26 protein-coding genes and 1 pseudogene are annotated in these 23,940 nt (G+C 67.8%); 10 read left to right on the forward strand and 17 right to left on the reverse strand.

Going from position 1 to position 23,940, the window contains the following annotated elements; all coding sequences use genetic code 11:
- Nucleotides 1-149: 149 nt before the first annotated feature.
- Nucleotides 150-752, reverse strand: coding sequence for a TetR/AcrR family transcriptional regulator (locus J6U32_RS27890; RefSeq protein WP_208791881.1), 603 nt, complete (start codon nucleotides 750-752; stop codon nucleotides 150-152).
- A 64-nt stretch (nucleotides 753-816) separates the two neighbouring features.
- On the opposite strand from J6U32_RS27890, the gene J6U32_RS20290 reads away from it, so the two are divergent.
- Nucleotides 817-1,491, forward strand: coding sequence for a lysophospholipid acyltransferase family protein (locus J6U32_RS20290; RefSeq protein WP_208796239.1), 675 nt, complete (start codon nucleotides 817-819; stop codon nucleotides 1,489-1,491).
- A gap of 163 nt (nucleotides 1,492-1,654) precedes the next feature.
- On the opposite strand, the gene J6U32_RS20295 is transcribed toward J6U32_RS20290, so the two are convergent.
- The 4 genes from J6U32_RS20295 to J6U32_RS20310 are packed head-to-tail and all read right to left on the reverse strand — an operon-like array spanning nucleotide 1,655 to nucleotide 5,848.
- Nucleotides 1,655-2,065, reverse strand: coding sequence for a (deoxy)nucleoside triphosphate pyrophosphohydrolase (locus tag J6U32_RS20295; RefSeq protein ID WP_208791882.1), 411 nt, complete (start codon nucleotides 2,063-2,065; stop codon nucleotides 1,655-1,657).
- Complete coding sequence (locus J6U32_RS20300) at nucleotides 2,062-3,105, reverse strand: ABC transporter ATP-binding protein (protein WP_208791883.1); 1,044 nt, start codon at nucleotides 3,103-3,105, stop codon at nucleotides 2,062-2,064. Before J6U32_RS20300 ends, J6U32_RS20295 begins: the two co-directional genes overlap by 4 nt.
- Nucleotides 3,105-4,823: an ABC transporter permease gene (locus tag J6U32_RS20305; protein ID WP_208796240.1), complete on the reverse strand. Its 1,719-nt coding sequence runs from the start codon at nucleotides 4,821-4,823 to the stop codon at nucleotides 3,105-3,107. The genes J6U32_RS20300 and J6U32_RS20305 overlap by 1 nt, the downstream gene beginning before the upstream one ends.
- Nucleotides 4,799-5,848, reverse strand: coding sequence for a thiamine ABC transporter substrate-binding protein (locus J6U32_RS20310; RefSeq protein ID WP_425324078.1), 1,050 nt, complete (start codon nucleotides 5,846-5,848; stop codon nucleotides 4,799-4,801). The genes J6U32_RS20305 and J6U32_RS20310 overlap by 25 nt, the downstream gene beginning before the upstream one ends.
- Before the next feature lie 445 nt (nucleotides 5,849-6,293).
- On the opposite strand from J6U32_RS20310, the gene J6U32_RS20315 reads away from it, so the two are divergent.
- The 4 genes from J6U32_RS20315 (at nucleotide 6,294) to J6U32_RS20330 (ending at nucleotide 10,294) form a co-directional block, all read left to right on the forward strand.
- A complete protein-coding gene (locus J6U32_RS20315; protein ID WP_208796241.1) occupies nucleotides 6,294-7,124 on the forward strand; it encodes an Rv1157c family protein in 831 nt (276 codons plus the stop codon).
- Nucleotides 7,125-7,326: 202 nt separating this feature from the next.
- Nucleotides 7,327-8,340: a hypothetical protein gene (locus tag J6U32_RS20320; RefSeq protein WP_208791885.1), complete on the forward strand. Its 1,014-nt coding sequence runs from the start codon at nucleotides 7,327-7,329 to the stop codon at nucleotides 8,338-8,340.
- Nucleotides 8,337-9,608: an alpha/beta hydrolase family protein gene (locus tag J6U32_RS20325; RefSeq protein WP_208791886.1), complete on the forward strand. Its 1,272-nt coding sequence runs from the start codon at nucleotides 8,337-8,339 to the stop codon at nucleotides 9,606-9,608. The genes J6U32_RS20320 and J6U32_RS20325 overlap by 4 nt, the downstream gene beginning before the upstream one ends.
- A complete protein-coding gene (locus J6U32_RS20330; RefSeq protein ID WP_208791887.1) occupies nucleotides 9,605-10,294 on the forward strand; it encodes a lysoplasmalogenase family protein in 690 nt (229 codons plus the stop codon). The genes J6U32_RS20325 and J6U32_RS20330 overlap by 4 nt, the downstream gene beginning before the upstream one ends.
- 7 nt (nucleotides 10,295-10,301) lie before the next feature.
- Here J6U32_RS20330 and J6U32_RS20335 read toward each other — a convergent pair whose 3' ends face one another.
- Nucleotides 10,302-11,789, reverse strand: a complete 1,488-nt coding sequence (locus J6U32_RS20335) for a sugar porter family MFS transporter (protein WP_208791888.1) — start codon at nucleotides 11,787-11,789, stop codon at nucleotides 10,302-10,304.
- A gap of 226 nt (nucleotides 11,790-12,015) precedes the next feature.
- Nucleotides 12,016-12,489, reverse strand: a complete 474-nt coding sequence (locus tag J6U32_RS20340) for a hypothetical protein (protein WP_208796242.1) — start codon at nucleotides 12,487-12,489, stop codon at nucleotides 12,016-12,018.
- 155 nt (nucleotides 12,490-12,644) lie between these two features.
- Here J6U32_RS20340 and J6U32_RS20345 point away from each other — a divergent pair, with 155 nt between their 5' ends.
- The gene (locus J6U32_RS20345; RefSeq protein ID WP_208791889.1) at nucleotides 12,645-13,223 is read left to right on the forward strand and encodes an HhH-GPD-type base excision DNA repair protein; all 579 of its coding nucleotides are present in this window, start codon (nucleotides 12,645-12,647) and stop codon (nucleotides 13,221-13,223) included.
- Between the two features lie 19 nt (nucleotides 13,224-13,242).
- On the forward strand, nucleotides 13,243-14,205 hold the full coding sequence (locus J6U32_RS20350; protein ID WP_208791890.1) for a hypothetical protein: 963 nt from the start codon (nucleotides 13,243-13,245) through the stop codon (nucleotides 14,203-14,205).
- 19 nt (nucleotides 14,206-14,224) lie between these two features.
- Here J6U32_RS20350 and J6U32_RS20355 read toward each other — a convergent pair whose 3' ends face one another.
- From J6U32_RS20355 to J6U32_RS20390, 8 genes are all read right to left on the reverse strand, one after another.
- Nucleotides 14,225-15,601, reverse strand: a complete 1,377-nt coding sequence (locus J6U32_RS20355) for a hypothetical protein (protein WP_244332211.1) — start codon at nucleotides 15,599-15,601, stop codon at nucleotides 14,225-14,227.
- A gap of 40 nt (nucleotides 15,602-15,641) precedes the next feature.
- Entirely contained in the window at nucleotides 15,642-15,839 is a 198-nt protein-coding gene (locus J6U32_RS20360) for a CsbD family protein (RefSeq protein ID WP_006367667.1), read from the reverse strand.
- A 131-nt stretch (nucleotides 15,840-15,970) separates the two neighbouring features.
- Nucleotides 15,971-16,528 (reverse strand): hypothetical protein, encoded by a 558-nt coding sequence (locus J6U32_RS20365; RefSeq protein WP_208791891.1) that lies wholly within the window; start codon nucleotides 16,526-16,528, stop codon nucleotides 15,971-15,973.
- The gene (locus J6U32_RS20370) at nucleotides 16,525-17,133 is read right to left on the reverse strand and encodes a DUF6286 domain-containing protein (RefSeq protein WP_208791892.1); all 609 of its coding nucleotides are present in this window, start codon (nucleotides 17,131-17,133) and stop codon (nucleotides 16,525-16,527) included. The genes J6U32_RS20365 and J6U32_RS20370 overlap by 4 nt, the downstream gene beginning before the upstream one ends.
- Nucleotides 17,130-17,735, reverse strand: coding sequence for an Asp23/Gls24 family envelope stress response protein (locus J6U32_RS20375; RefSeq protein ID WP_208791893.1), 606 nt, complete (start codon nucleotides 17,733-17,735; stop codon nucleotides 17,130-17,132). The genes J6U32_RS20370 and J6U32_RS20375 overlap by 4 nt, the downstream gene beginning before the upstream one ends.
- Nucleotides 17,728-17,910 (reverse strand): hypothetical protein, encoded by a 183-nt coding sequence (locus J6U32_RS20380; protein ID WP_006367671.1) that lies wholly within the window; start codon nucleotides 17,908-17,910, stop codon nucleotides 17,728-17,730. The genes J6U32_RS20375 and J6U32_RS20380 overlap by 8 nt, the downstream gene beginning before the upstream one ends.
- Nucleotides 17,903-18,337 carry a hypothetical protein gene (locus tag J6U32_RS20385; RefSeq protein WP_208791894.1) on the reverse strand — a complete coding sequence of 145 codons (435 nt, stop codon included), beginning with the start codon at nucleotides 18,335-18,337 and terminating at the stop codon, nucleotides 17,903-17,905. The genes J6U32_RS20380 and J6U32_RS20385 overlap by 8 nt, the downstream gene beginning before the upstream one ends.
- Nucleotides 18,334-18,834 carry an Asp23/Gls24 family envelope stress response protein gene (locus J6U32_RS20390; protein ID WP_208791895.1) on the reverse strand — a complete coding sequence of 167 codons (501 nt, stop codon included), beginning with the start codon at nucleotides 18,832-18,834 and terminating at the stop codon, nucleotides 18,334-18,336. The genes J6U32_RS20385 and J6U32_RS20390 overlap by 4 nt, the downstream gene beginning before the upstream one ends.
- A 164-nt stretch (nucleotides 18,835-18,998) precedes the next feature.
- On the opposite strand from J6U32_RS20390, the gene J6U32_RS20395 reads away from it, so the two are divergent.
- A complete protein-coding gene (locus J6U32_RS20395; RefSeq protein WP_208791896.1) occupies nucleotides 18,999-19,667 on the forward strand; it encodes an RNA polymerase sigma factor in 669 nt (222 codons plus the stop codon).
- Entirely contained in the window at nucleotides 19,664-20,131 is a 468-nt protein-coding gene (locus J6U32_RS20400) for a hypothetical protein (RefSeq protein WP_208791897.1), read from the forward strand. Before J6U32_RS20395 ends, J6U32_RS20400 begins: the two co-directional genes overlap by 4 nt.
- A gap of 57 nt (nucleotides 20,132-20,188) precedes the next feature.
- Here the strand turns inward: J6U32_RS20400 and J6U32_RS20405 are convergent, their stop codons facing one another.
- Nucleotides 20,189-21,469 (reverse strand): acyl-CoA dehydrogenase family protein, encoded by a 1,281-nt coding sequence (locus J6U32_RS20405; protein ID WP_208791898.1) that lies wholly within the window; start codon nucleotides 21,467-21,469, stop codon nucleotides 20,189-20,191.
- A 348-nt stretch (nucleotides 21,470-21,817) separates the two neighbouring features.
- On the opposite strand from J6U32_RS20405, the pseudogene J6U32_RS20410 reads away from it, so the two are divergent.
- Nucleotides 21,818-23,011: pseudogene (locus J6U32_RS20410) on the forward strand (AI-2E family transporter).
- A 17-nt stretch (nucleotides 23,012-23,028) separates the two neighbouring features.
- Here J6U32_RS20410 and J6U32_RS20415 read toward each other — a convergent pair.
- On the reverse strand, nucleotides 23,029-23,850 hold the full coding sequence (locus tag J6U32_RS20415; RefSeq protein ID WP_208791899.1) for an enoyl-CoA hydratase: 822 nt from the start codon (nucleotides 23,848-23,850) through the stop codon (nucleotides 23,029-23,031).
- Between the last annotated feature and the right edge of the window lie 90 nt (nucleotides 23,851-23,940).

Consider the following 23,940-nt stretch of genomic DNA (forward strand, 5'->3'; position numbering starts at 1 on the left):
AGCGCCCTCTGTTCCGCCGAGCGCGCTCGTCCCAACCTCGACAGCGCCCTCTGTCCCGCCGACAGCGCCCGCCCCAACCCCGACAGCGCCCTTCTCGTCGCTGACAGCGCCCGTCCCAACCCCGACAGCGCTGTAACCACGCGGAGCGACTACGCAATGGCGTCGACCGCACCGATCACCAACGCCTCGACGTCAATCTCGATCAACGCTGCCATCGGTTCAAGCGCACGGTTGGCCACCAGCACGGCCAACCCGTGAATGGACATCCAGAAACGAACGGTGGCGGTCCACGAATGATGATCACCAACGAATTCCGCAGCGACTGAGTGCAATTCGGCGATCATCGGTACCGATAGCGATCGCAGGTCGCCGCCAGCCCCGTCAAGAATGTCGTGACGGAACATCAGCTCGAACATCGCGCGCCGGCGTCGGGCAAAGCCGACGTACACGTTCGCCGCGGAGACGAGTCGATCCCGCGGAGGCGTCGAGCGGTCTCGCAGTACCGGCGCGATCTCCGTACCAAGGTCGTCGAGTCCGCGACGAGCGACGGCGGCCAAGAGTTGCGCGTGCGTCGGGAAGTACCGCCGTGGGGCGCCGTGAGACACACCCGCGCTCCTCGCGATCGCCCGCACCCCCAGTGCTGCGAGCCCGTCAGTCTCGAGCAACTCCACTCCCGCCGCCACCAGACGAGAACGTGTCGTGTCAGAGGGTTTCCCTCCTTCTGCAGCAACCATGTAGACATTGTCTACCATGGAGCGCGTAGACAGTGTCTACGCCAACTCAACGGTCCTTTCATCGAAAAGCACAGGGGAACGCATGTGGTACTGGCTGTTCAAGTACGTCCTACTCGGGCCGGCATTGTGGGTGAGCTGTCGCCCGCGAATCGTCGGCCGCGATCTCCTACCGGCGACTGGTCCGGTCATCGTCGCGGCCACACATAGCGCCTTCATCGACTCGCTCCTTCTGTGTCTCATTCTCCCTCGCCGGTTGACCTTCGTCGCGAAAAGCGACTACTTCGACCGACCGGGTTTGCGCGGGCGGATGCAGCGATGGTTCTTTCTCGCGGCCGGTCAGATTCCCATCGATAGATCCGGTGGCGACCGTGCCGCCACCACATTGGCCACGGCGACCAGCCTGGTGTCGGGAGGTGGCGCGTGGGCAATCCATCCCGAAGGGACTCGTAGTTGCGACGGACGCGTGCACCGCGGCCATACCGGCGTGATGCGGGTTGCCCGGGCAACCGGCGCGCCGGTGGTCCCTATTGCCCTGCGCGGCACCGAGCGCGTAAACCCCCCGGGTCGTCTGATGTGGCGCCCGCATCGAGTCGACATCGTCATAGGATTCCCAGTTCCCGTCGACCAGACAATGGCGGACGACGATTTACGGAGCGCCACCGATCGCCTGATGTTCGAACTCGCGGCAATGGCGGGGCGGCCCTATGAGGATTCCTACGCCGAACGCCGTCCGCAGGCGCCGACAGCAACACCATGAGCTCTGTCGCCGATGTGCAGAGCGCTGTCGGCGAGGTGGAGGGCGCCGTCGCCGACGTGGAGAGCGCCGTCGCCGACGTGGAGAGCGCCGTCGCCGACGTGGAGAGCGCTGTCGGCGAGATAGAGAGCGCCGTCGACGAAATGAAGAGCGCTGTCGGCGCGGATCAGGGGCGGCGTAGCCGCGCCAGCAGTTCCGGAACCCACACGGTGTCGGCGGGGACGAGACTCCCCTCACTGCACAGCGTCGACAGTTCCTCCGCATCGACCCACCGCACCGCTTGATGTTCACGCGCGGCGGGTTCGCCGGCGATCACTCGCGCCCAGCGGGCGATCAACACCAGTTGGTCGGAGAGCGTCACCTGTTCAGCTAGCTCGGACTCGACGCCGACGTCGATACCCAGCTCCTCTGCGAGTTCACGACGCAGGGCTTCCTCGTCGCTCTCCCCCGCCTCGACCTTTCCGCCGGGCAGTTCCCAGAGGCCTTCCAATTCGACCGGCCGCGCGCGGCGCGCCAGCAATATCCGCGTGCCCGAGGAATCGAGGATGGCGCCGGCCAACACGTGCCGACGACTCATCGTCCGATCACCGCGATCCGGTCGGGAACCAATCGCACCAGGACCCGGTCACCGACCGCGATCGCTCCGGCGCCGATGGCGTCGATCTCGCCGTGATCGGTGGCCACCCGTACGCGAGGACCTCCGGGAAGGTCGGCGACCACCATCGCCGTGCCGACTGCACCCGACGTCGTCTCGCTCTGCATCGTGTCACCATCGCCGGCCGGCGCGGCGAGCACCGACTCGGCCCGCAAACCCAACCGTGCGCGCGAGTCCGCCAGGTCGACGGCAACCGCCCCGAAGACGGTGTCGGCCAGCCCTTCTCGCTTCTTATGCGCATCGATGATGGTGGTACACCCGAGGAATCGCGCCGTCCACTCGTCCGCAGGCGCCGACCACAGACCGGCCGGTCGCGCCGTCTGGACGATCTCACCCTCCCGCATCACCGCGACGGAGTCGGCCATCAACGCCGCTTCCGTGTGGTCATGGGTGACGACGATCGTCGGAGTCCCTGCAGCACGGACGATTTCGGCGATCTCCACGGCCAGGCTGTCGCGGAGTCGACGGTCCAGAGCGGCCAGCGGCTCGTCGAGGAGCAGCAGCCGTGGCCGGGGGGCCAGCGCCCGCGCCAGCGCCACCCGCTGTGCCTGTCCACCCGAGAGCGACTCGACGCGGCGTTTCTCGACGCCGGGAAGTCGTACCAATTCGAGCATCTGGCCGACTCGTGCGGCGATGTCGGCTCTCGACCACCCCCGCACGCGCAGTCCGTAGCCGATGTTCGCGGCCACCGTGCGTCCCGGGAAGAGCTGGCCGTCTTGGAAGACGACCCCGAAATCCCGCCGGTGGGTGGCGATCTCGGCGAGATCGTCCCCGTCGAAACGAATCGTCCCGGCGGTTGGTCGTTCCAGCCCGGCTACGGCGCGAATCAACGTCGACTTGCCGCATCCGGACGGCCCGAGCAGTGCGGTGACAAGTGAATCCTGGCCGCCCACAGACCAATCGAGCCCCTTGACGACCGCTTCGGCCCCGTAGGCGACGCTCAGCTTCTCGATCTGCAGCATCAGATCAGTGTCCCCGAGCGAGGCCGGAAGATCTCCACGGCAAGCACCGCGACGGTGGTCACGACCACCAACACCATCGATGCGGCCATCGCCGTGGCGAGTTCGGTGGCGCCCGGACGGTTGAGGGCCGATCCGATCAGGACCGGCAGGGTGGTGGTGTCGGCGCGCGCGAGAAAGCTCGTCGCACCGAACTCCCCGAGCGCCATGACGAAAGCGAAACCGCCTGCGGCACCGAGTGATCGACCGATCAGTGGGAGATCGACGGTGCGGAATACCCGCCACGGCCCGGCACCGAGGACCGCCGCGGCCTGACGCAACCGCTCGGGTACCGATTCCAGGGCTGGGATGACGATGCGGATGACGACAGGAATCGCGATCAGCGCCTGTACGCACGGGATCACCAACGGTGAGCCGGCGATCTCAGCCGGCAGGGCGGCCAACACGATCAGGTATCCGAATCCCAGTGTGACCGCACTGATCCCCAAGGGGATCATGGCGATGGTGTTCCCCACTGCGCCGGCAACACACCGTGACCGATGCAGGGTGATCGCCGCGAGACCACCGACGACCAGCGCGACGACCGTGGCCAGGATCGCGCTGAGCAGCGAGTACCGCAACGTGTCCAGCGGCGTCACGCCGTTCACCGGCTCGGACAGCGCCCGATACCCGGCGAGCGTCCACGATCCACCGACGGTCGGACGCACCGACCGGATCGCCAGTACCGCAATCGGTCCCACCAGAACCAGTACCGTCCACGCCCAGGCCAGCACCACCGGTATCCATCCGATGCCGGTGATCGCCGACGGCCGACGCCGCGCGCCTGCGCCGCCGGACGCGCCGCCCGGGGCGACGATCCTGGTGCACAGCAACACCGCGACGACCACGACGATCTGCAGCAGCGACAGCATCACCGCCTCCGGCAGCCGGAAGTAGCCGATCGCCTGTGTGTAGATCTCGGTCTCCAGAGTCCGCAGGGCGCCTCCGCCGAGGATGATGATCACCCCGAAACTGGTGGAGCAGAACAAGAACACGAGGGCCGCGGCGCCACCGGCAGCCGGGGCCAGCCGCGGCGCGACCACCGACCACCAGGCCCGGGTCCGGGTCGCACCGAGCACACGGGCCGCCTCCTCGGTGCGGGTGTCGAGCGAACGCCAGGCCGCACCCACCACCCGCACCATGACGGCGACGTTGAGAAAAGCGTGCGCAGCGAGCACCGCGGGCCAGCCGCTGCCCATCCCGAGTCCGGCGAGCGGACCGTTCAGCAGTGCCCGGAATGCAACCCCCACCACGACCGTCGGCAGGACGAAGGGCACGGTGACGATCACCGTGAGGACCACCGACCCCGATCCCGGTAGCCGGGCGTAGAGCCACACGATCGGTGCGGCGACGATGGCTGCGACCACGGTGGACGCAGCAGCCTGGCCGAGGGTGACCCAGAGTAGGTGCAACGCATGGGTGCGTTCGAGCAACACGACCGGCGAATCACCGGCGGAACCGACCTCGATCGCCCGCCGCACCAGGGCCGCCACCGGCCACAAGAAGAACACCCCGAGGAACACCATCGGGATCGCCTGCAGCGCCGCGATGGCAAAGCGCGCCGACCCTGTCGGAGGCTGACGTCGTGGTCGGTCACGGTCGCGCTGCGGCCCCGGCGGGGACGGTTCCCCGCGGGTCGTCTCGGCGGACGGATCGATCAACGACCGACCGCGGCGCGCCATTGCTCGAGCCATGACTCCCGGTTCTCGGCAACGTATTTCGGCGGCATGCTGACCGTCCACTGAGGCAGCGGAGCGCGCTGGGCCCAACCGTCGGGCAAGGGCGTGTTCTTCTGCACCGGATAGACATACATCGACGACGGCAGCGCCTTCTGCACTGCGGGGCTGAGCATGAAGTCGACGGCCTTGCGTGCACCGGTGATGTTCTTGGTGCCCTTGAGGATTCCGACGTACTCGACCTGACGGAAGCACCCGTCGAGAAGCGCGCTGGTTCCCGGTGTCGCCGCGGGCGAGGACGCGTAGGACAACACGATCGGCTTGGGCCCCTTGCCCTCTCCGGCGCTGAACTGCTGGTTGTAGGCGATCTCCCATCCGGAGTCGATGGCGGCTCCGCCCTTGGTCACGTCCTGCCAGTACGACTTCCAGTCATTGCCGAACATCCCGATCGTGGTGAGCAGGAAGGCCATTCCGGGTGAGGAGGTGCTCGGGTCGATGAGCGCGGCCTGCGCGGCGTAGGTCGGGTTGCGCAGATCGCGCACGCTGGTCGGCGGCTGCTGGTGGTGACTCGCATACCACTTGTCATCGATGTTGAGGCAGACGTCGCCACGGTCGACGGCGGTCAGTTCGTTGTTCGAATCCGGCACCGCGAACTGGACGGCTCCGTCGGCGGCGGCGGGCGGATTGTAGGACTCGAGGGCACCGGCGTCGATCGGACGTGAGGCGAAGGTGTTGTCGATGCCGTACACGACGTCGGCCTTCGGCGATCCGGGGGTCAGCGACACCGTCGAGGCAAGTGTGCCGGCATCGCCGGACTTCACGATCTTCAGATTCAGCCCGGTGTCGGTGCGGAAACTGTCGAGTACCGACTGCGGCAGGCTGAACGAATCATGGGTCAGCATCACGACATCGGCCGACGACGACGCATCGTCACCACATGCGGTCACCAGGGTGGCGCCTGCGGCGAGGACGACGGCAGCGATCCCCACACGCCGCAACGACGACGCGCCGGCTCGGACGGATCTGCGCACGGACTCGCTGTAGTGACTCACGGGCTCCCCTGGACGGTGACGCGGCAACGGGTGGACGGACTCGGCGGAGGCGCCACCGGTCACCGGTTCGGCCGATGTCCGACGCGTGGCACCGCGTTCGTACGTCCGCGTTGATCTAACCAGGTGATCAGTGCCCACACGAGCCCAGCCCGCGACACACCAACAGTAACAATTGCATCAATTGCCTCACGTGTCACAGCGGATCGGCGTTAGGCTGCCTGGACACCGCCCCACCCGAGGGGCTTAGAATGACCGGCGACGTCCGCGGTGTGCTCACTGAGCGCCGGGTCCGATTACTCGGCACGCCGCAGTGCTCGAGGGTGTCGGGGGGACGTCGGAGCCAGAGAACGCCAGCGTGGGCCGTGAATGATCTCGGCGCACATCGACTTTGATAGGACCTCGCCTCGTGCGTCTGCAAGCACCGATGAGCCGATCCCGACGCCTGATCGCCGCCACCGCGGTGGCCATCGCCACGTCGCTCGCCATCCCCGCCGTCGCCATGGCGGCACCGACCAGCCCGGCGCCGACCTCGCAGACGCCGACACCGCAGACGCCGACCCCGGATCAGCGCACACTCGACTCCCTCGGCGCCTTCGCGCCGGCCATCATCGGTGCGGTCACCACGCCGGGCCCGGACGGCAAGGTCAACGCCGACCTGCTGGCCCAGGCACAGACACTCGCCGACAATCCCGCGCTGCCGCCGCAGATCAAGGACATCTGGAAGCAGATCACCGACTTCCTCGGCGATCCGGGGCGTCAGCAACTCGCTGCCCAGCGGGCCGCCGAGACCCGCGTGGCCAAGCCCGGCGACCCGGTGATCCCGCACGGCCCGAACGCTCCGCGTATTCAGGAGTTCCTGTATCCGACGCTCGGCTTCGGCTGTATGCCGGGTAACGGCAACTCCCTGGGTCGGGCGCTGGTGACCGCGGGCCCACAGGCCGCGCCCGCGCCCGGGCCCAAGAGGGGCGAGGCCGGTTACGTCTACACCAGCCTCGGCACCGGCCCGGCCGTCAACAGCCCGGTCCGCAAGCTCTGGGTGAGCTGGCTCAACATCGACAACGGCCGCACCGGCCAGTTGCAGCTCAAGCGCAACGACAAGATCAACGCCACCGCGGGACCGGGCACGTTCACCGGGATCGCGGCCACCGGCAAGGGCCGGATCATCTCCACCATCTACGGAGACGTCACCACCAAGACCAAGGGCCGGGTCCTCTCGTGCACGATCGCACCGACGATCGGTATCGCGATCATCTGAGCACTGAGCAGTCACACCAACGCCCCGGCCTCGTGGCCGGGGCGTTCGTGTTCTGACGGGCATATCCCCACGGTCGCGGGCGTATCACAACTCGGACTCGCGACTTGTCGATCCGGCAACCCTCATGCTTTCTTTTAACTTGAGCACCATCTGTCACATTCGTCCCACTGGTTGAGGGGCGAGTTGCCGCCTGAGGAGAGCCATGTCCATCGCGCCACGAATGACGGCATCGTCGTCGCAGTCTCCGCACCCGACGCCCTCGGCACGACACACGCGTCGGCGATGGGGTCTCGGCGTGAGCGGTATCGCCCTGGCGACCGCGATAACCCTGGCCGGCGGTTCCGGCCTGGCACACGCCGCACCGGCGCCCGCGCCGCATGCTCCGACCACCCACGCCCCGACCGCGCGCGCAACGGCCACCGTCTCCCCCACCGACCAGCTCGGTGACCTGATCAACCAGATCGAACTCGGCGCGGTCCCGCTCGACAGCGAACTCGCCGACGCCGTCCGCAAACTGAAGGCCGCAGGCGTGGATCAGATGGCGCTCAAGGCCGCCGAGGCCGTCAAGAGCAGCCTCGGCCAGATCTCCCCCGACCAGATCACCGGCCTGCTGGGGCAACTGCCGCTCGGCGGACTCTCCTCGGGAACCTCCCAGGTCGCCGCGCGCCGCGATGTCGACGCGGTCGCCGACCCGCTGGCCGTCCTGCGCGCCGCGGGCATCCAGACCTTCACCCCGTCGATCGCACCGTTCTGCGCTGCACCGACTGCCGACAACCCACTCGGGCTGGTCACCGCCGGAGCGGGCGCCGTGGCCGGGCCGTGGCCGATGACGTCCGAGCCGACGACCCCGATCAACCAGATCCTGCAGATGATCCCGGGTGTCAAGGTCCCGCCGCTGGCACCGATCAATCTCGTCCGCGACGGCCAGACCGGGTATGCGTTCGTGCCGGCCTCTCCGGTCACCGACGGCAAGATCCAGGTCGCCTGGTTCAACACCAGCACCCTGCAGGGCGGTTTCGCCGACCTGCAGTCACTGACCGACAACCCGCAGGCCGCGCTGCTGACCAGGATGCTCCCGGCACTCGACGCCATTCGACTGGCGCCGGTGGACACCGGCAAGGGCACCATCCTGTCCGCGGTGTACGGCACGGCTCGCAACGGATCGCAGTCCTGCTTCTTTCTGCCCGCCGTCGGCATCGTCGACGCGACGTCATGATCACCCTGCGACGTCGGCCCCGCTGGGTCGCCAGACGCACCCGACTCGGCACCGCCCTCGCGACCACCGCAGTGGTGGTGTCCGCGGGCATCACCGGCTCGGTGATCGGCCTGGCACATGCCGCGCCGGACGCCGACCCCACCGCCGAGGCCACCTCGACCACCCCGTCGGCAGATCCCTCCGCCGGAGCCATCACCTCGACGGGCATGCCGTCGGCGAGTGCGGGACAGCAGGCCGGAACCGTCTACGCCAACCGACAGATCCCCGGGTCGACCCTGTTCGCCGGGGCACGTCAGGGCAACCAGTTCACCTATTGGAGCGTCGGCGCCGACGGTGCCCCGCATCTGAGCACCGGATCGCTCTACCTGCCACCGCAGGCGGCACCGGCCGGGGGGTACCCGATCGTGGTGTGGGCGCACGGTTCTCGCGGTCTCGCCGACGCCTGCGCCCCATCCGTCCACCCGACCGACACCGATCTCGACGCGTTGCGCACCTGGTTGCGCCGTGGCTATGCCGTCGTCGGCACCGACTACGCCGGCCTCGGAACCACCGGCACGCCACAGTATTACGACGTCGACGCGACCACCCGGAACATCGTCGACGCGGTCCGCGCCGGTCGCGACATCTCCGATGAGCTCTCCGCCCGGTGGGCCGTCGTCGGTGAAGGGCAGGGCGCGTCGGCGGCGATCGCCCTGGCACGTTCGGCGCCGAAACTACAGGGCCCGAAGCTCGATTACCGTGGCAGCGCGGCGACGTCGATTCCCGCAGACTTTGCTTCTCTGCTCAGCAATCTCGGCCCCACGACGACCCTGACCGCACCTCCTGGATGGGTTTCCGACGCGCTGTACACCCTTGCCGCGATCCGCACCGCACACCCCGAGGTCGGCCTCGACGGCTACCTCAGCGACACCGGACGTGCGTGGATGACCAAGGCGCAGAACCAATGTGTCGGCGATCTGACGCGCGAGGTGGCCGGGCTCTCACTCGGGTCGCTGTTCAGCAGGCCGCTGGCCCAGAACTCGACGCTGACCACCATCCTGTCGTCGGCGTCGACCCTGCCGTCGAGCGGTTTCACCCGACCGGTGCTGATGACGCAGACCCTGCAGGACCCGAATGTGGTTGTGCCGCTGGCCCTGAAGTACATCAACGACGCCCGCACCGCCGACCGGCGTGTCTCCGGTCGCACCTACCTGACCCTCGACGAGCGCCAGGCAGCCTCGATGTCGGACAACGACACCCGTGACTTCGTCGCCGGCCTGATGCGGTGAGGCGCTTACCCTACGCACTCGCCGCGGGTGTCGCCGCTGTGGCGGGCGCCTACGGGCCCCGTCGGGCCGCCGCACTCACCAAACCGGTACCGCTGGCGTTGCTGGCAGCCGAGGTCGGTCGTGGTTGGCGCACACGGGCACCGGTCGACAACGCGCTACTCGGCGCTGCGGTCGCGTTCTCGGCGGCCGGTGATCGCGCAATGCTTGCCGAGGAGTTCGCGCCGACAACCCCGGAGGATCAGCGCACCCGTCGGCCCCGCGCACATCCGTTGAGCACCAAGGATTCCCGGCTGGTGCTGGGGGCTGCACTGTTCGCCGGTGCGCAGCTGTCGTACTGCTCGCTGCTGTGGCGCCGTGGAGCGCGCCCACGGGTGCGCGAGGTCGCCCCGCGGATGCTCGCACTCGCCGAGGCGGCGGCGGTCATCGGCTACCACCGACCCCGACTGCTGTCGGTCCTCGGGCCCTACGGCAACACGCTGGCGACCATGTCGGCGCTCGCCGGATCCGCACCCACCGGGCAACCCGACCTGCGCATCGGCGGATTGTTGTTCCTCGCTTCGGATCTGAGCATCCTCAACCGCCGTCATCTGATGAGTGACCCGGCGCGGCGACGAGTCGTCGAGGTGTGGGTGCTCGCCTCGTACTTCGCCGCGCAGGCATTGCTCGTCGGGACGCTCGCCGAGTAACCCAGAGCTACTTGACGCGCGAGGACTTGGCCGCGTATTTGCTTTGTAGCGCCGACAATTCGGAGTCGGCCATCGCATCCATGTCCTCGAGTTCCATACCCTTGGTCTCGCGGACCTTGAATCGCACGAAGAAGTACGACGCCGCCGCACAGAAGGCGAAGAACCCGTAGATCCACCCCAATCCGACGACCTTGCTCATCTGCGGGAACAGCATCGAGATGATGAAGTTGGCGACCCAGTTGAAGGCGGTGCACACACCGAGGGCGACGCCGCGGATGCGGTTGGGGAACATCTCGCCGAGCATCACCCACATCACCGGGCCCCATGTCGCGGCGAAGGCGACGACGAACAGATTGGCACCGACGAGGGCCAGCGGCCCCCACGGATCGGCCAGTGACGTCTTGGGTTCACCGTCGACGACCGTGGTGACCGCCTGGGTGAAGGCCACGCACGCCATGACCAGTCCGATGAACATGCCGACCGAACCCCACAGCAGCAGCACCCGACGACCGATGCGGTCGACGAACAAGATCGCCACGAACGTCATACCCACGTTGATCGCCGAGGTGATGACCGAGGTGGTGAACGCGTCGTCGGTGGAGAATCCCACCGACTGCCACAGCGTCGTCGAGTAGTAGAAGATCGCGTTGATACCCACGAACTGTTGGAAGATCGCGAGCCAGATGCCCACCCACACTAGGGGATGCAGACCGAACGAAGGACCACGGATGTCGGCGAGCGAACTGTTGCGTTCACGCTTGACCGTCAACCGGATCTCCTTCACCCGCTCGAGCGGGTGGGGTTCACCGGTGACCTCTTGCAGGATGCGCGCCGCCTCCTCGTCACGGTTGCGTCCGACGAGATAACGCGGGGATTCCGGGATCGACAGCGCCAGAAGGCCGTAGATGACCGCCGGGATGACGCCGACGAGGAACATCCACCGCCATGCGTCCAGTCCCCACCAGAGGTCCTTCTCGGGTCCGCCGGCCTGGTTCTGTAGCAAGGTGTCCGAGAGCAGCGCGGCGAAGATGCCGAGGGTGATCGCCAGCTGCTGCATCGACGCGAGGGCGCCGCGGTAGCGTGCGGGCGCGATCTCGGAGATGTACGCGGGAGCGATGACCGACGCGATACCGATGCCGAGGCCACCCAGGATGCGCCACAGCAACAGATCCCACAGCGTCTGGGTGTATGCGGTACCGATGGCCGAGATGATGAACAACGCCGAGCCGAGCAGCATCACCCGTTTGCGGCCCCAGGAGTCGGCGAGCCTACCGGCGAACCATGCACCGACCGCGCACCCGAGAAGCGCGACGGCCACCGCGAATCCGTTGACGAGGAAGCTCAGCTCGAAGGTGTCCTGAATGGAGTTGACGGCGCCGTTGATGACCGAGCTGTCGAATCCGAACAGGAAGCCGCCGACCGCGGCGGCGATGGAGACGCCGATGACCTTGGCCGTGTGTTGTTCGGCGATCTCGGCGTTGTGCGCTTCTGACATGATCCGAACCCCTTCGTCCGGGCCCGATATCGGAAGGGATCGGGCTACCGCGGATTACGCTACCCTGCGAATTCGCCCGGCCCCCATGGTTTCGCCCACCCGCATGTCGCCATGGCCGAAGTGTTATCGGCCTCGGGCACTCGCCATACCGGGGTGTACCAGGTCAACTCCGGGCTGTATCAACTCTGGGCTGTATCGTCTCCTCGCTGTATCGTCTCTGGGCGGCCTAGGCGGTCGCCTGGCCCCGACAGCTGGAGTACTGCGGGTTCACCATCGGCACGAACGCCAGCGCACCGATCTTCTGGTTGATCGTGAAGCTCACGGGGCCGCTACCGGGGTGCAACACCACTTCCCAGCCCACCACCTGGGTTCGGGTCGGGACCCGCACCGTGCCGGTGCGTCCGGTCCGCAGATTGCGCCACGCGACCGTCACCTCGACGGTGAATTCGAGTACGCCGGGCTTCGCTCGCGAGGACCCGACGAGCGAGATCGCCGGCCCGGGCAATCCGTCGGAGGGGAAAGCGATCTGGTTGTAGACGTCCACCGACACCGGAATGCGGGGCGCGGGCCACGGATTGGCGCTGTCGCAGCGAAGCGTGGTCACGTAATTGGGTTGCGGGTCGGGTAACGCCGACGCCGTACCCGAGGCCTGGGCGGTCAGCCCGAGCACCACCGCCGCCATCGAGACGACCGCGATCACCGCCGACCGGAAGCGCCGACGGCATCGGCCACGCAACCCAGACGTCGACGGTGTTGTTGTCGGCGGTGTTGTCATCGGCGGCGTCTCCCCCGAGCGCCGAGAATCCACGGACCCACGCAGCATGGGGCTCAGTGTAGGGGCACTACCCTGGTGCCATGGCGAAACTGCAGATTGCCCAGGATCCCATCGCCGACGAATTGTTGTCGACCGATCCGTTCGCGCTGCTCACCGGGATGCTCCTGGATCAGCAGTTCCCGATGGAGCGCGCTTTCGCCGGGCCTGCGAAGATCAAGGACCGCTTCGGCTCGCTCGATCCCGAGGCGATCGCCGCCGCCGACCCCGCCGAATTCGCCGACCTCTGCGCCACCCCGCCGGCGATTCACCGCTATGGTCGCTCGATGGCCGGGCGGGTTCAGGAGCTCGCCCGAACCGTGGTGGCGGAGTACGACGGTGAGACCGCACGGATCTGGACCGAGGCCACCACCGGCGCCGACCTGTTCGCGCGGCTGCACAAGCTCCCCGGCTTCGGTGAGCAGAAGGCCAAGATCTTCACCGCATTGCTGGCCAAACAACTCGACGTGAAGCCGGCCGGGTGGACGAAGGTGGTCGGCGACTACGGCAAGAAGGGTTTCCGCTCGGTCGCCGATGTGACCGACGCGGATTCGCTGCTTCGGGTTCGCGAGTTCAAGAAGGCCGCCAAGGCGGCGGCCAAGGCCGAGTCCGCTCAGCGCTGACGCGCGCTATCGTTCCCGCATGAACTCCCCCGACACCGGCGACGCCGGCGCGAGTGGGTCGGTGCCCCGCCGACAGTCCCCTGGTCCGATCGACGTCCGGTCCCTGATCGAGTTCCCTTTCCAGTTGGGTTTCGCGGTCACCGGTGTCACGCTCACCGCCGCGGAGTCGGCGGTGAACATCGCACGCATCACCGCCGGCAGCGTGCAGCACGAGCTCAATCACGCTCTGGGTATTTCCGGTGACGAACTCAGCGGGGCCCGCGCGCCGCTGGCGTTACTCGGTCAGCTGGCCGATCTCCTCGGTCCCGATCGTCCTTTCGGCCGGATCGTCGCCGCGGGCGGTCCACTCGAACGCCTTCTCAATCCCGGTGGCGTCATCGACCGCCTGACCGCCAAGGACGGATTGCTCGAAAAGCTCACGGCGCCCGGCGGAATCCTGGATCAGATGTCGGAGGACGGCGGCATCCTGACGCGGTTGACCGCCAAGGACGGTCCGCTGGACCGCCTCACCCGCACCGGCGGGGTGATCGACCAGTTCACCGAGAACGAGGGCATTCTCGAACGCCTGACGTCGGAGGGCGGCATCATCGACAAGTTGACCGCACCCGACGGCGTCCTGGAAAAGGTCACCGCCGACGGCGGAATCCTCGATCGCCTCGCCGAGGACGGCGGTCTGCTCGATCAGCTCGTCGGCGAGAACGGCGCGGTCGAGCGTGCCATCGCGCCGGACGGCCCGCTCGACCGCATCACCGAGCTCACCGAGGTGATCGGTCAGCTCGCACCCAACCTGCTCGCCATGCAGGACACGGTGCACGAGTTGGCCGAGACGGTCGATCTGCTCAATCAGACGGTGGCCCCGCTCGGCGGGCTCGCCGAGCGCCTGCCGAAGCGCCTGACGCGAGGCCATCGGGGCGGCAACGATTCTCCGACGTCGACGCGTGGGTCGGAGCCGGACGACGGCCCTCCCCAGATCACGTCCTGACCGACTCGTTCCGGGCAGCTCACCGTCGGAGGGCTTCGGTCAGCAACGCGAGGTAACGGTCGATATCGGGGCATCGGCGGGGTGCAGCGATCACCGAAAGTGTCACGCGCGCACCGAGACCGTGCACGCCGTGGTTGAGTCCGTGCACCGGGGACAGTGCCGGGAAGCCTGCGGTGATCACGGATCTGCTGCCCCCACCGAGCGTGAGATCGGCCGGTCCCCGATCGACGGAGGAGACCACGCTGATGCCGTCGATGCGCTCCGGGAGCGGCGCCGCCCCCGCCTGGCGGGCGCCGAGGATTCGGAGCGGGGCCGGTGTGGCGTGTTCGGCCCGACGGGCGGCTGCGCGTTCAGGGGTCATGTGTTCGTCACGGGCGCGGGCGATCTCGGCGGCGATCGCCGAGGCTCGACCGTCGAGGTCGGCGATGTCGGTGCGCAGGTCGATGCCGACGGTCCGGAAGTCGTTGCGGGAACCGGTATTCGGGTCCGTGGCGGCCCGTCGCCGGGCGACGGTGAGGGTGATCGTCACCGGCATCGACGCGTCGCCGAGGAAGCGCGGAAGTGCGTCGGAGATCGCGATGAGGGCCCCGACGGTGACGGTGCCGCCACGGGCGGTGAGCACATCGGCGGGGACGGTCAGGGTGCGCAGTTCGCGTCCGCGACCGGGCGGCCCGTTGATCGATGTCGGCGCGACACTTGAGGTCGCCTGACCCGAACCTGTTGTCCCCGAAACCTGTCGGTGGCGGTGAAACGCGAGACCGCCCCAGAAGAGCATGCGTGCGACGTCGATGGGCATGCGGGCCACACCGAGTGCCGCGGCGGCCGGGACGTGCATCACCGTCGTCGGCCGCCGTTCGGCCGGGCACCGCGCCTGTACCTCGATCTCCTTCTCGGAAAACAGTTGTCGCGCAATGGCCGACGATCGACGGCCGTCGCCGAGCGCGTGTGCGACCTGCAGAACCGCGACGACGAGATCGCTGCCCTCGGCCACGCCCGGGGCGGGGGCGACCGCCCCGTAGAGATACAACCGCCACATCTGTTGTCGCGCATCGAGTTGATCGTCCATCGACTGCGCGATGCGATCGAGACACGCCTGCCACGTCATGGGACCCTGGGTCACCCGCACCTGATCCGCGGAGACCGGAGCGCGCCGCCAGTACGGCCGATCGAGATGTGCCGGGACGTCGGCGACACGCAGTCCCAGATCGTCGATCGTCGCGGCCCGCCGCCGCAGGTACCCGGCGATGACGTCGAGAGACGTTCGCGGCGAGGTGAACCCGTAGACCAGGAACTGGTCACTGGGCATCGCCGACGACATCCAGTACCACATCGCGTCGACGGCACTCATCCGCTGCACCGGGCTCACCCTACCGCCGGATGCGCCGGGGGCGGACATCGTCGATGACGATGCCCGCCCCGGTGTGACCGCGCGCGGCTCAGTTGCCGGTCAGCTTGTCCTTGACCTTGCCTGCGGCGTCCTTGACGCTCTCGATGCCGTCCTTGACCGCGGCCGAGGCCTGATCGGCCTTGCCCTCGCTCTTGAGGCTGTCGTCGCCGGTGACGTCGCCGCCGACTTCCTTGGCCTTGCCCTTGGCGTCTTCGACCTTGTTCGAGATCTTGTCCTCGAGTGCCATGACAGCTCCTTCTCTTGATGGTCCCGGCGCGCAGTGCGCTCGGGTCTGCCGGGGGCTCCCGGCGAGTTCGTGGCGACACCGAGATGCGGTGTCGTGTCTGATATTCGTGAGTTCTGCGCTCGTGTGCAGCCTCAGCGACTCGGATTCTGTAGGTGGACCAACGCCTGGACGTGGATGTCGGCCCCGTCGACCGCGCGACGGATGTTCTCCACGGCGGGCCCGAGTACCTCGGCGATCTCGTCGTAGGAGTAGCGCGGCGGTGCGGTGACGTCGATGCGGATGATGCTGCGTCCGCGATCATCGAGGGCACGCACGGTCGCCTTGTCGAACATCGTCCGTTCGGACAGTTCGTCGGCGACGGCGGCGGCGATCAGCTTGGGCGGAACCGTCAGGATTCCGTCGGCACCGCTGCCGGTCAGGGTCAGGTCGTCCACCCGACCGGGACGCGACGCCGCACCGAGTAGCGCGAACCCCCAGACCACCGCGATGACGACGGCCCCGAGAAGCACAGCCCACCACCAGTTCTCCGCTGTGGTGCGGCTCGCCCAGGTGGGATCGAGATGATCGACCCAGCCGTGGATGGGGGTGATGTCGAGTTGCCAACCGATGGCACCGACACCCACCACCAGAAGTGCCAGGCCGATCACCGCGGCGGTGAATCGGTGCAGGATCGCTGGACGCCGGTTCACGAGCGTGCCTCCTTGCTGCGGACCACGCGCCGGATCACCACGCGTGGAGGATGTTTCACCGGGGCCAGTGCCTCGGCAACGCGGTCGCACATGGTCTGCTCGTCCACACCGCCCGACACGGTGACGGTGACCTTTGCCCGTCGTCGGGTGACCACGGTCGTGGCGTGCTCGACCCCGGGGACGGTGAGCAGTGCGGCACTCGCGCGGCGCGCCATGTCGCCGCGGCGGGTCCACATCACCTCGAAGTCTCCGAGTGGGACGTGGGTGCGGCGCCGGGGCTTGACGGCCAGCCACATCAACCACAGTCCGACGATCACGCAGATCACCGCGACCGGCCACATCCAGTCCTGCCAGGTACTTCTCGTGATCCAGTCGGCGGTATTCGTCGTCCATCGGGTCCCGTCGATCCATCCGGCGTCCACAATGAGATCTCGGATCCCGACGCACGCCAGGCCGAGGAACAGGAGCCCGATCACCGACCCGACGATCGCCGCGCCCGGGTAGGCGGCCGGGGCGAAGACCTTACCGCCGGCGAGATCCTGGTTCTCGGCGACGATCTCGGCCCGTGGCCGCGATGCGGATTCGGGTGTCGTCGATGTGGTCATGAGTGAACCCTCCCCTGCACTGTCTCGGTGTCGGTGTCGGTGACCATGTCGATGTCGGTGTCATCCGGCGCGGTGTCATCCGACGGGCTGTCATCCGGCGCGGAATCGCGCTTCTCGATCTCCGAGGGGGCCGGTAGTTCCACGTAGCCGTCGCGGGTGGTCGAGTCCCCGTTATCGGTGGTGATCGTTCCCACCGTCACATCGACCCGCGAGGGCCGAATCCCGGTGAATCGCGCCAGTTCGTCGGCGACGTGGGCGCGCACGTCCCGGCACACCTGCGCCACCGCGCACGGCCAGGTCAGCGCAACCGTGACCTCCACCAGCGGGGCGGTGTCGGACATGTCGACGCGCACCGCGGGGTATGCCGCGCCCAGTGCTCCCGGTCCGAGCAGTGATCCGATCGTGTTGCTGTACCGGGTGACCCCGTCGATGTCGAGTGCTGCCCGGCGGGCGATCTTGGCGCCCACTCGGTCGGCGATGATCAACGCCCCCTTGGCATCCCCGGTGGCCGGTGCCGCGGTCCCGACGGCGTCCGGACGCACGTTGTCGACGCCTCTCGTCACGGTGGCGCCGGTGCGCGTCGGGTTCGACGACTCAGCCACGGTTCCGGCTTCGCAGCAGCGCACCGAGATCGATGGCGCCGTCGCGTTGTAGACCCAGTGCCAGCCCGATACCACCGAGGACCAGCGCGAGGACGAAGCCGCCGAATCCACCGGTGGTGACCGCGAGCGCAAGCAACAGTCCGACGATCAGGCCGATGGTTGCGTTGTTACCCATTGTTTTTCCTGTCTGTCGCGCCGGGTGTGTCATCGCCGGCGGGGGTGCCGCGTCGGGAACCCGAATTCTGTTGTTCCGGAGCTTGTTCCGCCCGCTGTCCCGGGAAGCTGATGTCCTCGACGGTCACATCGACCGGTACCCCGGCGACCTCCGTGGCAACAGCCACCGCGTTCGCGGCGACGGTACGCAGGTCGTGGGAGATGTCGACGATCACGTGCACTCCGCCGCGGTCGTCGTCGAGTTGCACACCGCTGACCCGGCCGCCGGGAAGATAGGTGGCGATCTCGCCGAACACGCCGCCGTGCAGACCGGTGACCCCGTCGACCGCGGTCACCGCGTCCGCGACCCGCTGCGCAAGGTCGGCGCCCGGCTCCCCGGAACGTGTGGGGAGCCGGTCACTTCCGGATTCGGCCTGCACAGCGATCACTGGACCCGAGGCGGGGTGTCGGTCTGGTCGTCGTCGTCATCGCCGAAGTTGATGTCGTGCACGGTGACGTTGACCTCGGTGACCTCGAGCCCGGTCATGGATTCGATCGCGTTGATCACGTTGCGCCGGATCGCCGCGGCCAGTTGATGAATGGCGACGCCGAAGTCGGCAACGATCGATACGTCGACGGCCGCTTGCTTCTCGCCGACCTCGACGTTGATGCCCTGGGTGGTGCTCACCGAGGTTCCCGGGAGGACCTCACGCATCTTTCCGACGACACGCTCGGCGGCACCACCGACGTCGTGGACGCCGTCGATCTCGCGGGTCGCGATGCCGGCGATCTTCGCGACGACAGCATCGGCGATCACGGTCCTGCCACGGTCACCGGGCGCGCCGCTCTCGCGGGCCAGTGCCAGGCCCTTTCCGGTGGGCTCGCTGGTGTCCGTCGCTGGGGCGGCGGTGGTCTTGGTCTTTTCGGTCACAGTTGAATCGGTCACGAGAACTCCTCTGTACTCACTCGACTACTCGACGGTGGACACTGCTCGCGGCATCCGCCGCACAGGGCGCGGCGAGAAGACCTCGGTGCGTCTCATCGTCGTCCCGGATTGCGGTGCGCGATGCCGGTATAAGGTGAGTCGTAGTGGAACCGAAATGTGCACGCATGAATTCGAGTGAGTCCGGTCACAGCTCCCAGGCTTCGGGTCTGGCGTTGGGCAATCTGTCCGACGACGAGTTGGCCGCGGCCGCTGCCGTCGGCGACACCGAGGCGTTCTCGGAGCTGGTCGCCCGGCTGACCCCGCCCTTGCTGCGGTATCTGCGCCGGATGGTGCCCGATTCCCAGACCGCGGAGGACCTGGCCCAGGACACCTTGCTCGATGCCTGGCGGGGGCTGCCGGACTTCGCTTTTCGCAGCAGTGTGAAGACGTGGGTGTTCGCGATCGCGCACCGCAAGACCATCGATTACCGACGCCGTCGTCGCGACATCCCGACCGATGACGTCCAATTCGCCGACCTGGCCGCCGCCGAACCGCTACCGTCGGATGAGGCGATGCGGCAGACCCTGGTCGAGGCGCTGGGTAACGAATTGCTCACCCTGCCGCAGAATTCCCGGGCGGTGTGGTGGCTCCGCGAGGTCGAGGGATTGTCGCTGGCCGAGATCTCGCGAGTTCTGCAGATCAGCACCGGATCGGTCCGCGGACATCTTCAGCGCAGTCGCCGCTACCTCGCCACCCGGCTGGAACCCTGGCGGCCGGGTGGCCGATCGTCTGGCCCGCCCGACGACCCCGAAACCGACACCGACCCGACACCGCAGGAAGGAGCCCAGGAGTGACCAGCCAACTCGACGACGAACAGACCGACGCCTGGCTCGTTGCTGCCGGACGTGAACTCGACGGTGCCACCGACCGTCTCAGCGAGGACGCCAATCGCCTCGTCACCGCGATCACCGCGAACCTCGGGCGGGTGCGCCGACCGGGCCGACCCCTCGACACAGACACTCCCGGGGTTCAGGTCTCCGACCGGGTCCTCAAGCAGGTCCTCGCGGTACGACTCCGCCGCACCGTGGGTCGCCTGGTGGTGCATCTGCTCGTCGACGGCGAGGACGGACGCGTCGACCGCATCCGGATCGGCCTGATCGCCCGCTACCACGACGTGTTGCCGTCGGATTCGGAGCAGGTGCGCGACATCATGACCAACGTGCTGACCGAGTTACTCGGGCCCGAACACGCCGCTGTGGCCGCCTGCCACCTCGATGTCCGCTGGCAGGATCTGGAAACGCACGAGTGGTCGGCGTGAACCGCCGACCACTCGTCGTCACTTTCACCCGCGCCCGGGCCGGGCGGTGGGCTGCCCTTACTCGCCCTGTGTTGCCTCGACTTTCACCGACCCGCGGTCACCTGCGCTCCACGCATAGGGGAGATCCGCACCGTTGAGGACGTGATCGCCGATGGCGCGCAGCTTGAAGATGAGCGGGTTGTGCACCGAGATCACCCGCGCGTTGCGCCAGTGCCGGTCCAGGCGCAGCCGCTCGGAGGTGATCGACGCGCCGCCGACCTCGAACAGGGCTGAGGTGGCGTCGAGCACCGTCGTGATGACCGCGTGCTGGGCGCGGGCGACGTCGAATTCGACCTCGTCGAGCAGCGTTTCGTCGGTGGCACCCCCGTCGAGGAGCAGATCGAGCTTGCCCGCGATGTCGAGGACCAGGGTGCGCGCGGTGTATGCGGCAGCGGCCAGGCGTCCGATGACCTGCTGCACCAACGGATCCTCGCGGGGCAGATCCGCCGCGGCGTGGGTGAAGGTGCGGGTGCGGGCCCGCACCCATTCGGAGGTGTCGTCCAGCGCGCGTTGCGCGATACCCGCGAGCACCGCCAGCTGCACCAGCTGCAGATACGAGGTCGCATACGTCCGGCCGGGGGCTCCGTATCCGGCGCCGAGCAGCCGATCGGCGGGCACCTCGACACCGGTGAACTCCGTGGTGCCGCTCGCGGTCAGCCGCTGACCGAAGCCGTCCCAGTCGTCGTGCTGGACGACCCCGTCGGCGTCGGCGTCGACGAGAACCGAGACACGTTCTCCCCCATGATCACCGGCGACGAGGATGTGGTCGGCGTAGAGACTGCCGGTGCTGTAGTACTTGGTGCCGTCGACGCGGTATCCGCCCTCGATGTCGGTCACCGTGGTGCGATAGCGGTCGACGGCGCCCACTCCGGGCTCGGTGATGGCGTTGCCGACCAGGGTGCCGTCGGCCACGGCCTGCAGCCACCGCTGTCGGGCGGGCGAGTCGTCGGCGAGCAGTTGATCCTCGACGAAGGACCAGTGCACCCGAAGCGCCTGGGGCAGATTGGATTCCGCCGCCGCGAGGTCGATCAGCAGCCGGAACAGGGTCTGCACCGATGCTCCGTAACCGCCGAATTCGACGGGGACACGCAGCGCACCGAAACGGACCTGTTTGAGCCATGAGATCTCGTCGTGGGCGAGGCGGCGGTCCTCCTCTCGCGCGACGGCTCCCTCGGCGATCCGGGCGAACACCGGCCCGAAGACGGCATCGAGGTCGGCGTCGGTGTATTCGCCACTCGCGGGGGTGGTGCTTGCGGCGCTCGAGGTGCTTGCGGCGCTCGATGTGGTGGTCGCGGTCACGGTGGTCCTTCCATGACTCCGGCCGCCGCGGTGTACGTGCGCGGGGGCAGGGGTCGTCTGGGGTCAGCGGTCTGTCATGTCGTCTGTCCTGTCGGAGCCGCTGGCGGCATCGCGACACGAGGCCCCGACAGTCTCCTCCGCCGCTGCGCTGCCGCCCACACTTCTACGCAGCGCGCGCAGAAGGCGTGCGGATCGGCGTGACTCATCCCTCCCGGGTGATTTGTCCGCGCTCGCGGTGGCGGAAGCGCCCACAACGGGCATCACCGGACCTAGTCTTTGCGGAGAGCACGTCAGCACTGGGCGCTCGGTGGTCTCCGAGCGCCCCGCCGGAGAAGGGGCACCCCCGATATGGCCAAAGGCCACGCACCCATGTCGCCGCGCGCGAACCCACCGGCGTGGTCGATGCCGCGCGGTGCCATCGTGCTGGTCTCGATCGCCGGCATCGTGGTGGCCGTCGCGGGTATCCGATCGGTCTCCTCGCTGGTGGCACCGATCTTCTTGGCGTTGATGCTGACGGTGGCGGTGGCCCCGGCAGCGGGGTGGATGCGACGCAAGGGTTGACCGGCCTGGCTGGCCTTCGTCACGGTCCTGGTGCTGGTGCACGGAATCCTGGTGGGCCTGTTCGCCTCGCTGGCCTACTCGGTGGCGCGCCTGGCGACGATCCTGCCGAACTACAGCGACAAGTTCAACGATCTCGTCGCCTCGTTCCAGCGGTTCCTGACCTCGCACGGGGTCAGTGAACAAAAGGTGCACGACATGCTGCACAACATCGACTCCAGCAAGATCATCGGCGCGGCCACCGACCTCCTGCAGTCGACCGCCGGGGTCGCCTCGTCGTTGGTCCTGATCCTGGCGCTGCTGTTGTTCATGGCCGCCGACTCGGTCGGTTTCGGCGATCGGATGGAGTATCTGCGCGCCGAGCGCCCCGACATCGCGTCGGCCTTCTCCGCCTTTGCCCAGGCCACTCGCAGTTATCTGTGGGTCTCCACGCTGTTCGGTCTGATCGTGGCGGTGTTCGACAGCGTGGCGCTCGCGATCATCGGCATACCGCTGCCCATCCTGTGGGGCCTGTTGTCGTTCATCACCAACTACATCCCGAACATCGGATTCGTCATCGGCGTCATCCCTCCCGCGCTGCTCGGGCTCCTCGACGGCGGTGTGCCGACGATGCTGGTGGTCATCGTGGTCTACAGCGTGATCAACGTCGTCATCCAGTCGGTGATCCAACCGAAGTTCGTCGGCGACGCCGTCGGACTCTCGACGACCCTGACGTTCGTGTCGTTGCTGTTCTGGGCGTGGGTCCTCGGTCCGCTCGGGGCGATCCTGGCAGTGCCGTTGACCATCATGTGCAAGGTGCTGCTGCTCGACATCGATCCGTCCACCCGATGGGTCGACGTCCTGCTCAATTCCTCTGTCCCGCAACGAACGACGCCGCCGTCCGACGAACACGTCGAGAGCGACGACAATGCCGACGATCCCGATCCGGCAACACCGCCGCAGGACGACCCGGGCCCGGCCGGCTCAGCTGCCGACAAGTACTAGGAAGGCCCGCACACACCTCACCGGTCGGTCCACACCGGAGCGCGTTTGGCCAGGAACGCCGACACCCCCTCCTGCGCATCGCAGGTCATCGCGTTGGTCGCCATCGTCTCGGCCATGAGCTCGTATGCGTGCGTTTCGGTTTCGTCGATCTGCTGATAGAAGGCACGTTTGCCGATGGCCAGGGCGGAGGCGCTCGACCCGGCGATGCGCAGCGCGAGTTCACGCACCGTCGTCGCGAGTTCGTCGGGTGACACGACGTCGTTGACCAGTCCCCAGTCGGCGGCGGTGTCGGCGTCGATGGCGTCACCGGTGAGCAGCATCTTCATCGCCCGCTTGCGCCCGATCGCGCGCGTGAGCGCCACCATCGGCGTCGAGCAGAACAATCCGATGCGCACGCCCGGGGTCGAGAACGTCGCGGTCGTGGCGGCCACGGCGAGATCGCAGGTCGCGACGAGCTGACAGCCGGCGGCGAAGGCCGCCCCGGCAACCTCGGCGATGACCGGTCGATCGAGTTCGTGGACCGCGGCCATCATCTCCACACACGTGTCGAAGACCGCGCGCTCGTCGTCGAGGGTGCGGGCGACGAGTTCGGACAGGTCATGTCCGGCGGAAAACGCCGGCCCGTGCGCACGGATCACGACCACCCGGACGGCGTCGTCGGACCCCAACGCCCGCAGGGCCGCGGTGACGGCCCGCATCGTCTCCGTCGACAGCGGATTGCGCCGCCGCGGGCGGGTCAACGTCACGATCCCCAGTGGCGCCTCGACGACCACCTCGACCGGATCCGAATCCGATGAGGCGGCGCCGACCCCTGCTGCCGGCTGTGCTGTGTGCGTCACTGTCTTCTCCTCGCTCCCACCCCGCGTAGGGCTGTACCCGGGTCCAGTGTGCCGATCACCTCGACCCGGCATCGGCATTTCCCGACGAAC

The sequence above is a fragment of the Gordonia polyisoprenivorans genome, assembly GCF_017654315.1.
GTDB lineage: Bacteria > Actinomycetota > Actinomycetes > Mycobacteriales > Mycobacteriaceae > Gordonia > Gordonia polyisoprenivorans_A.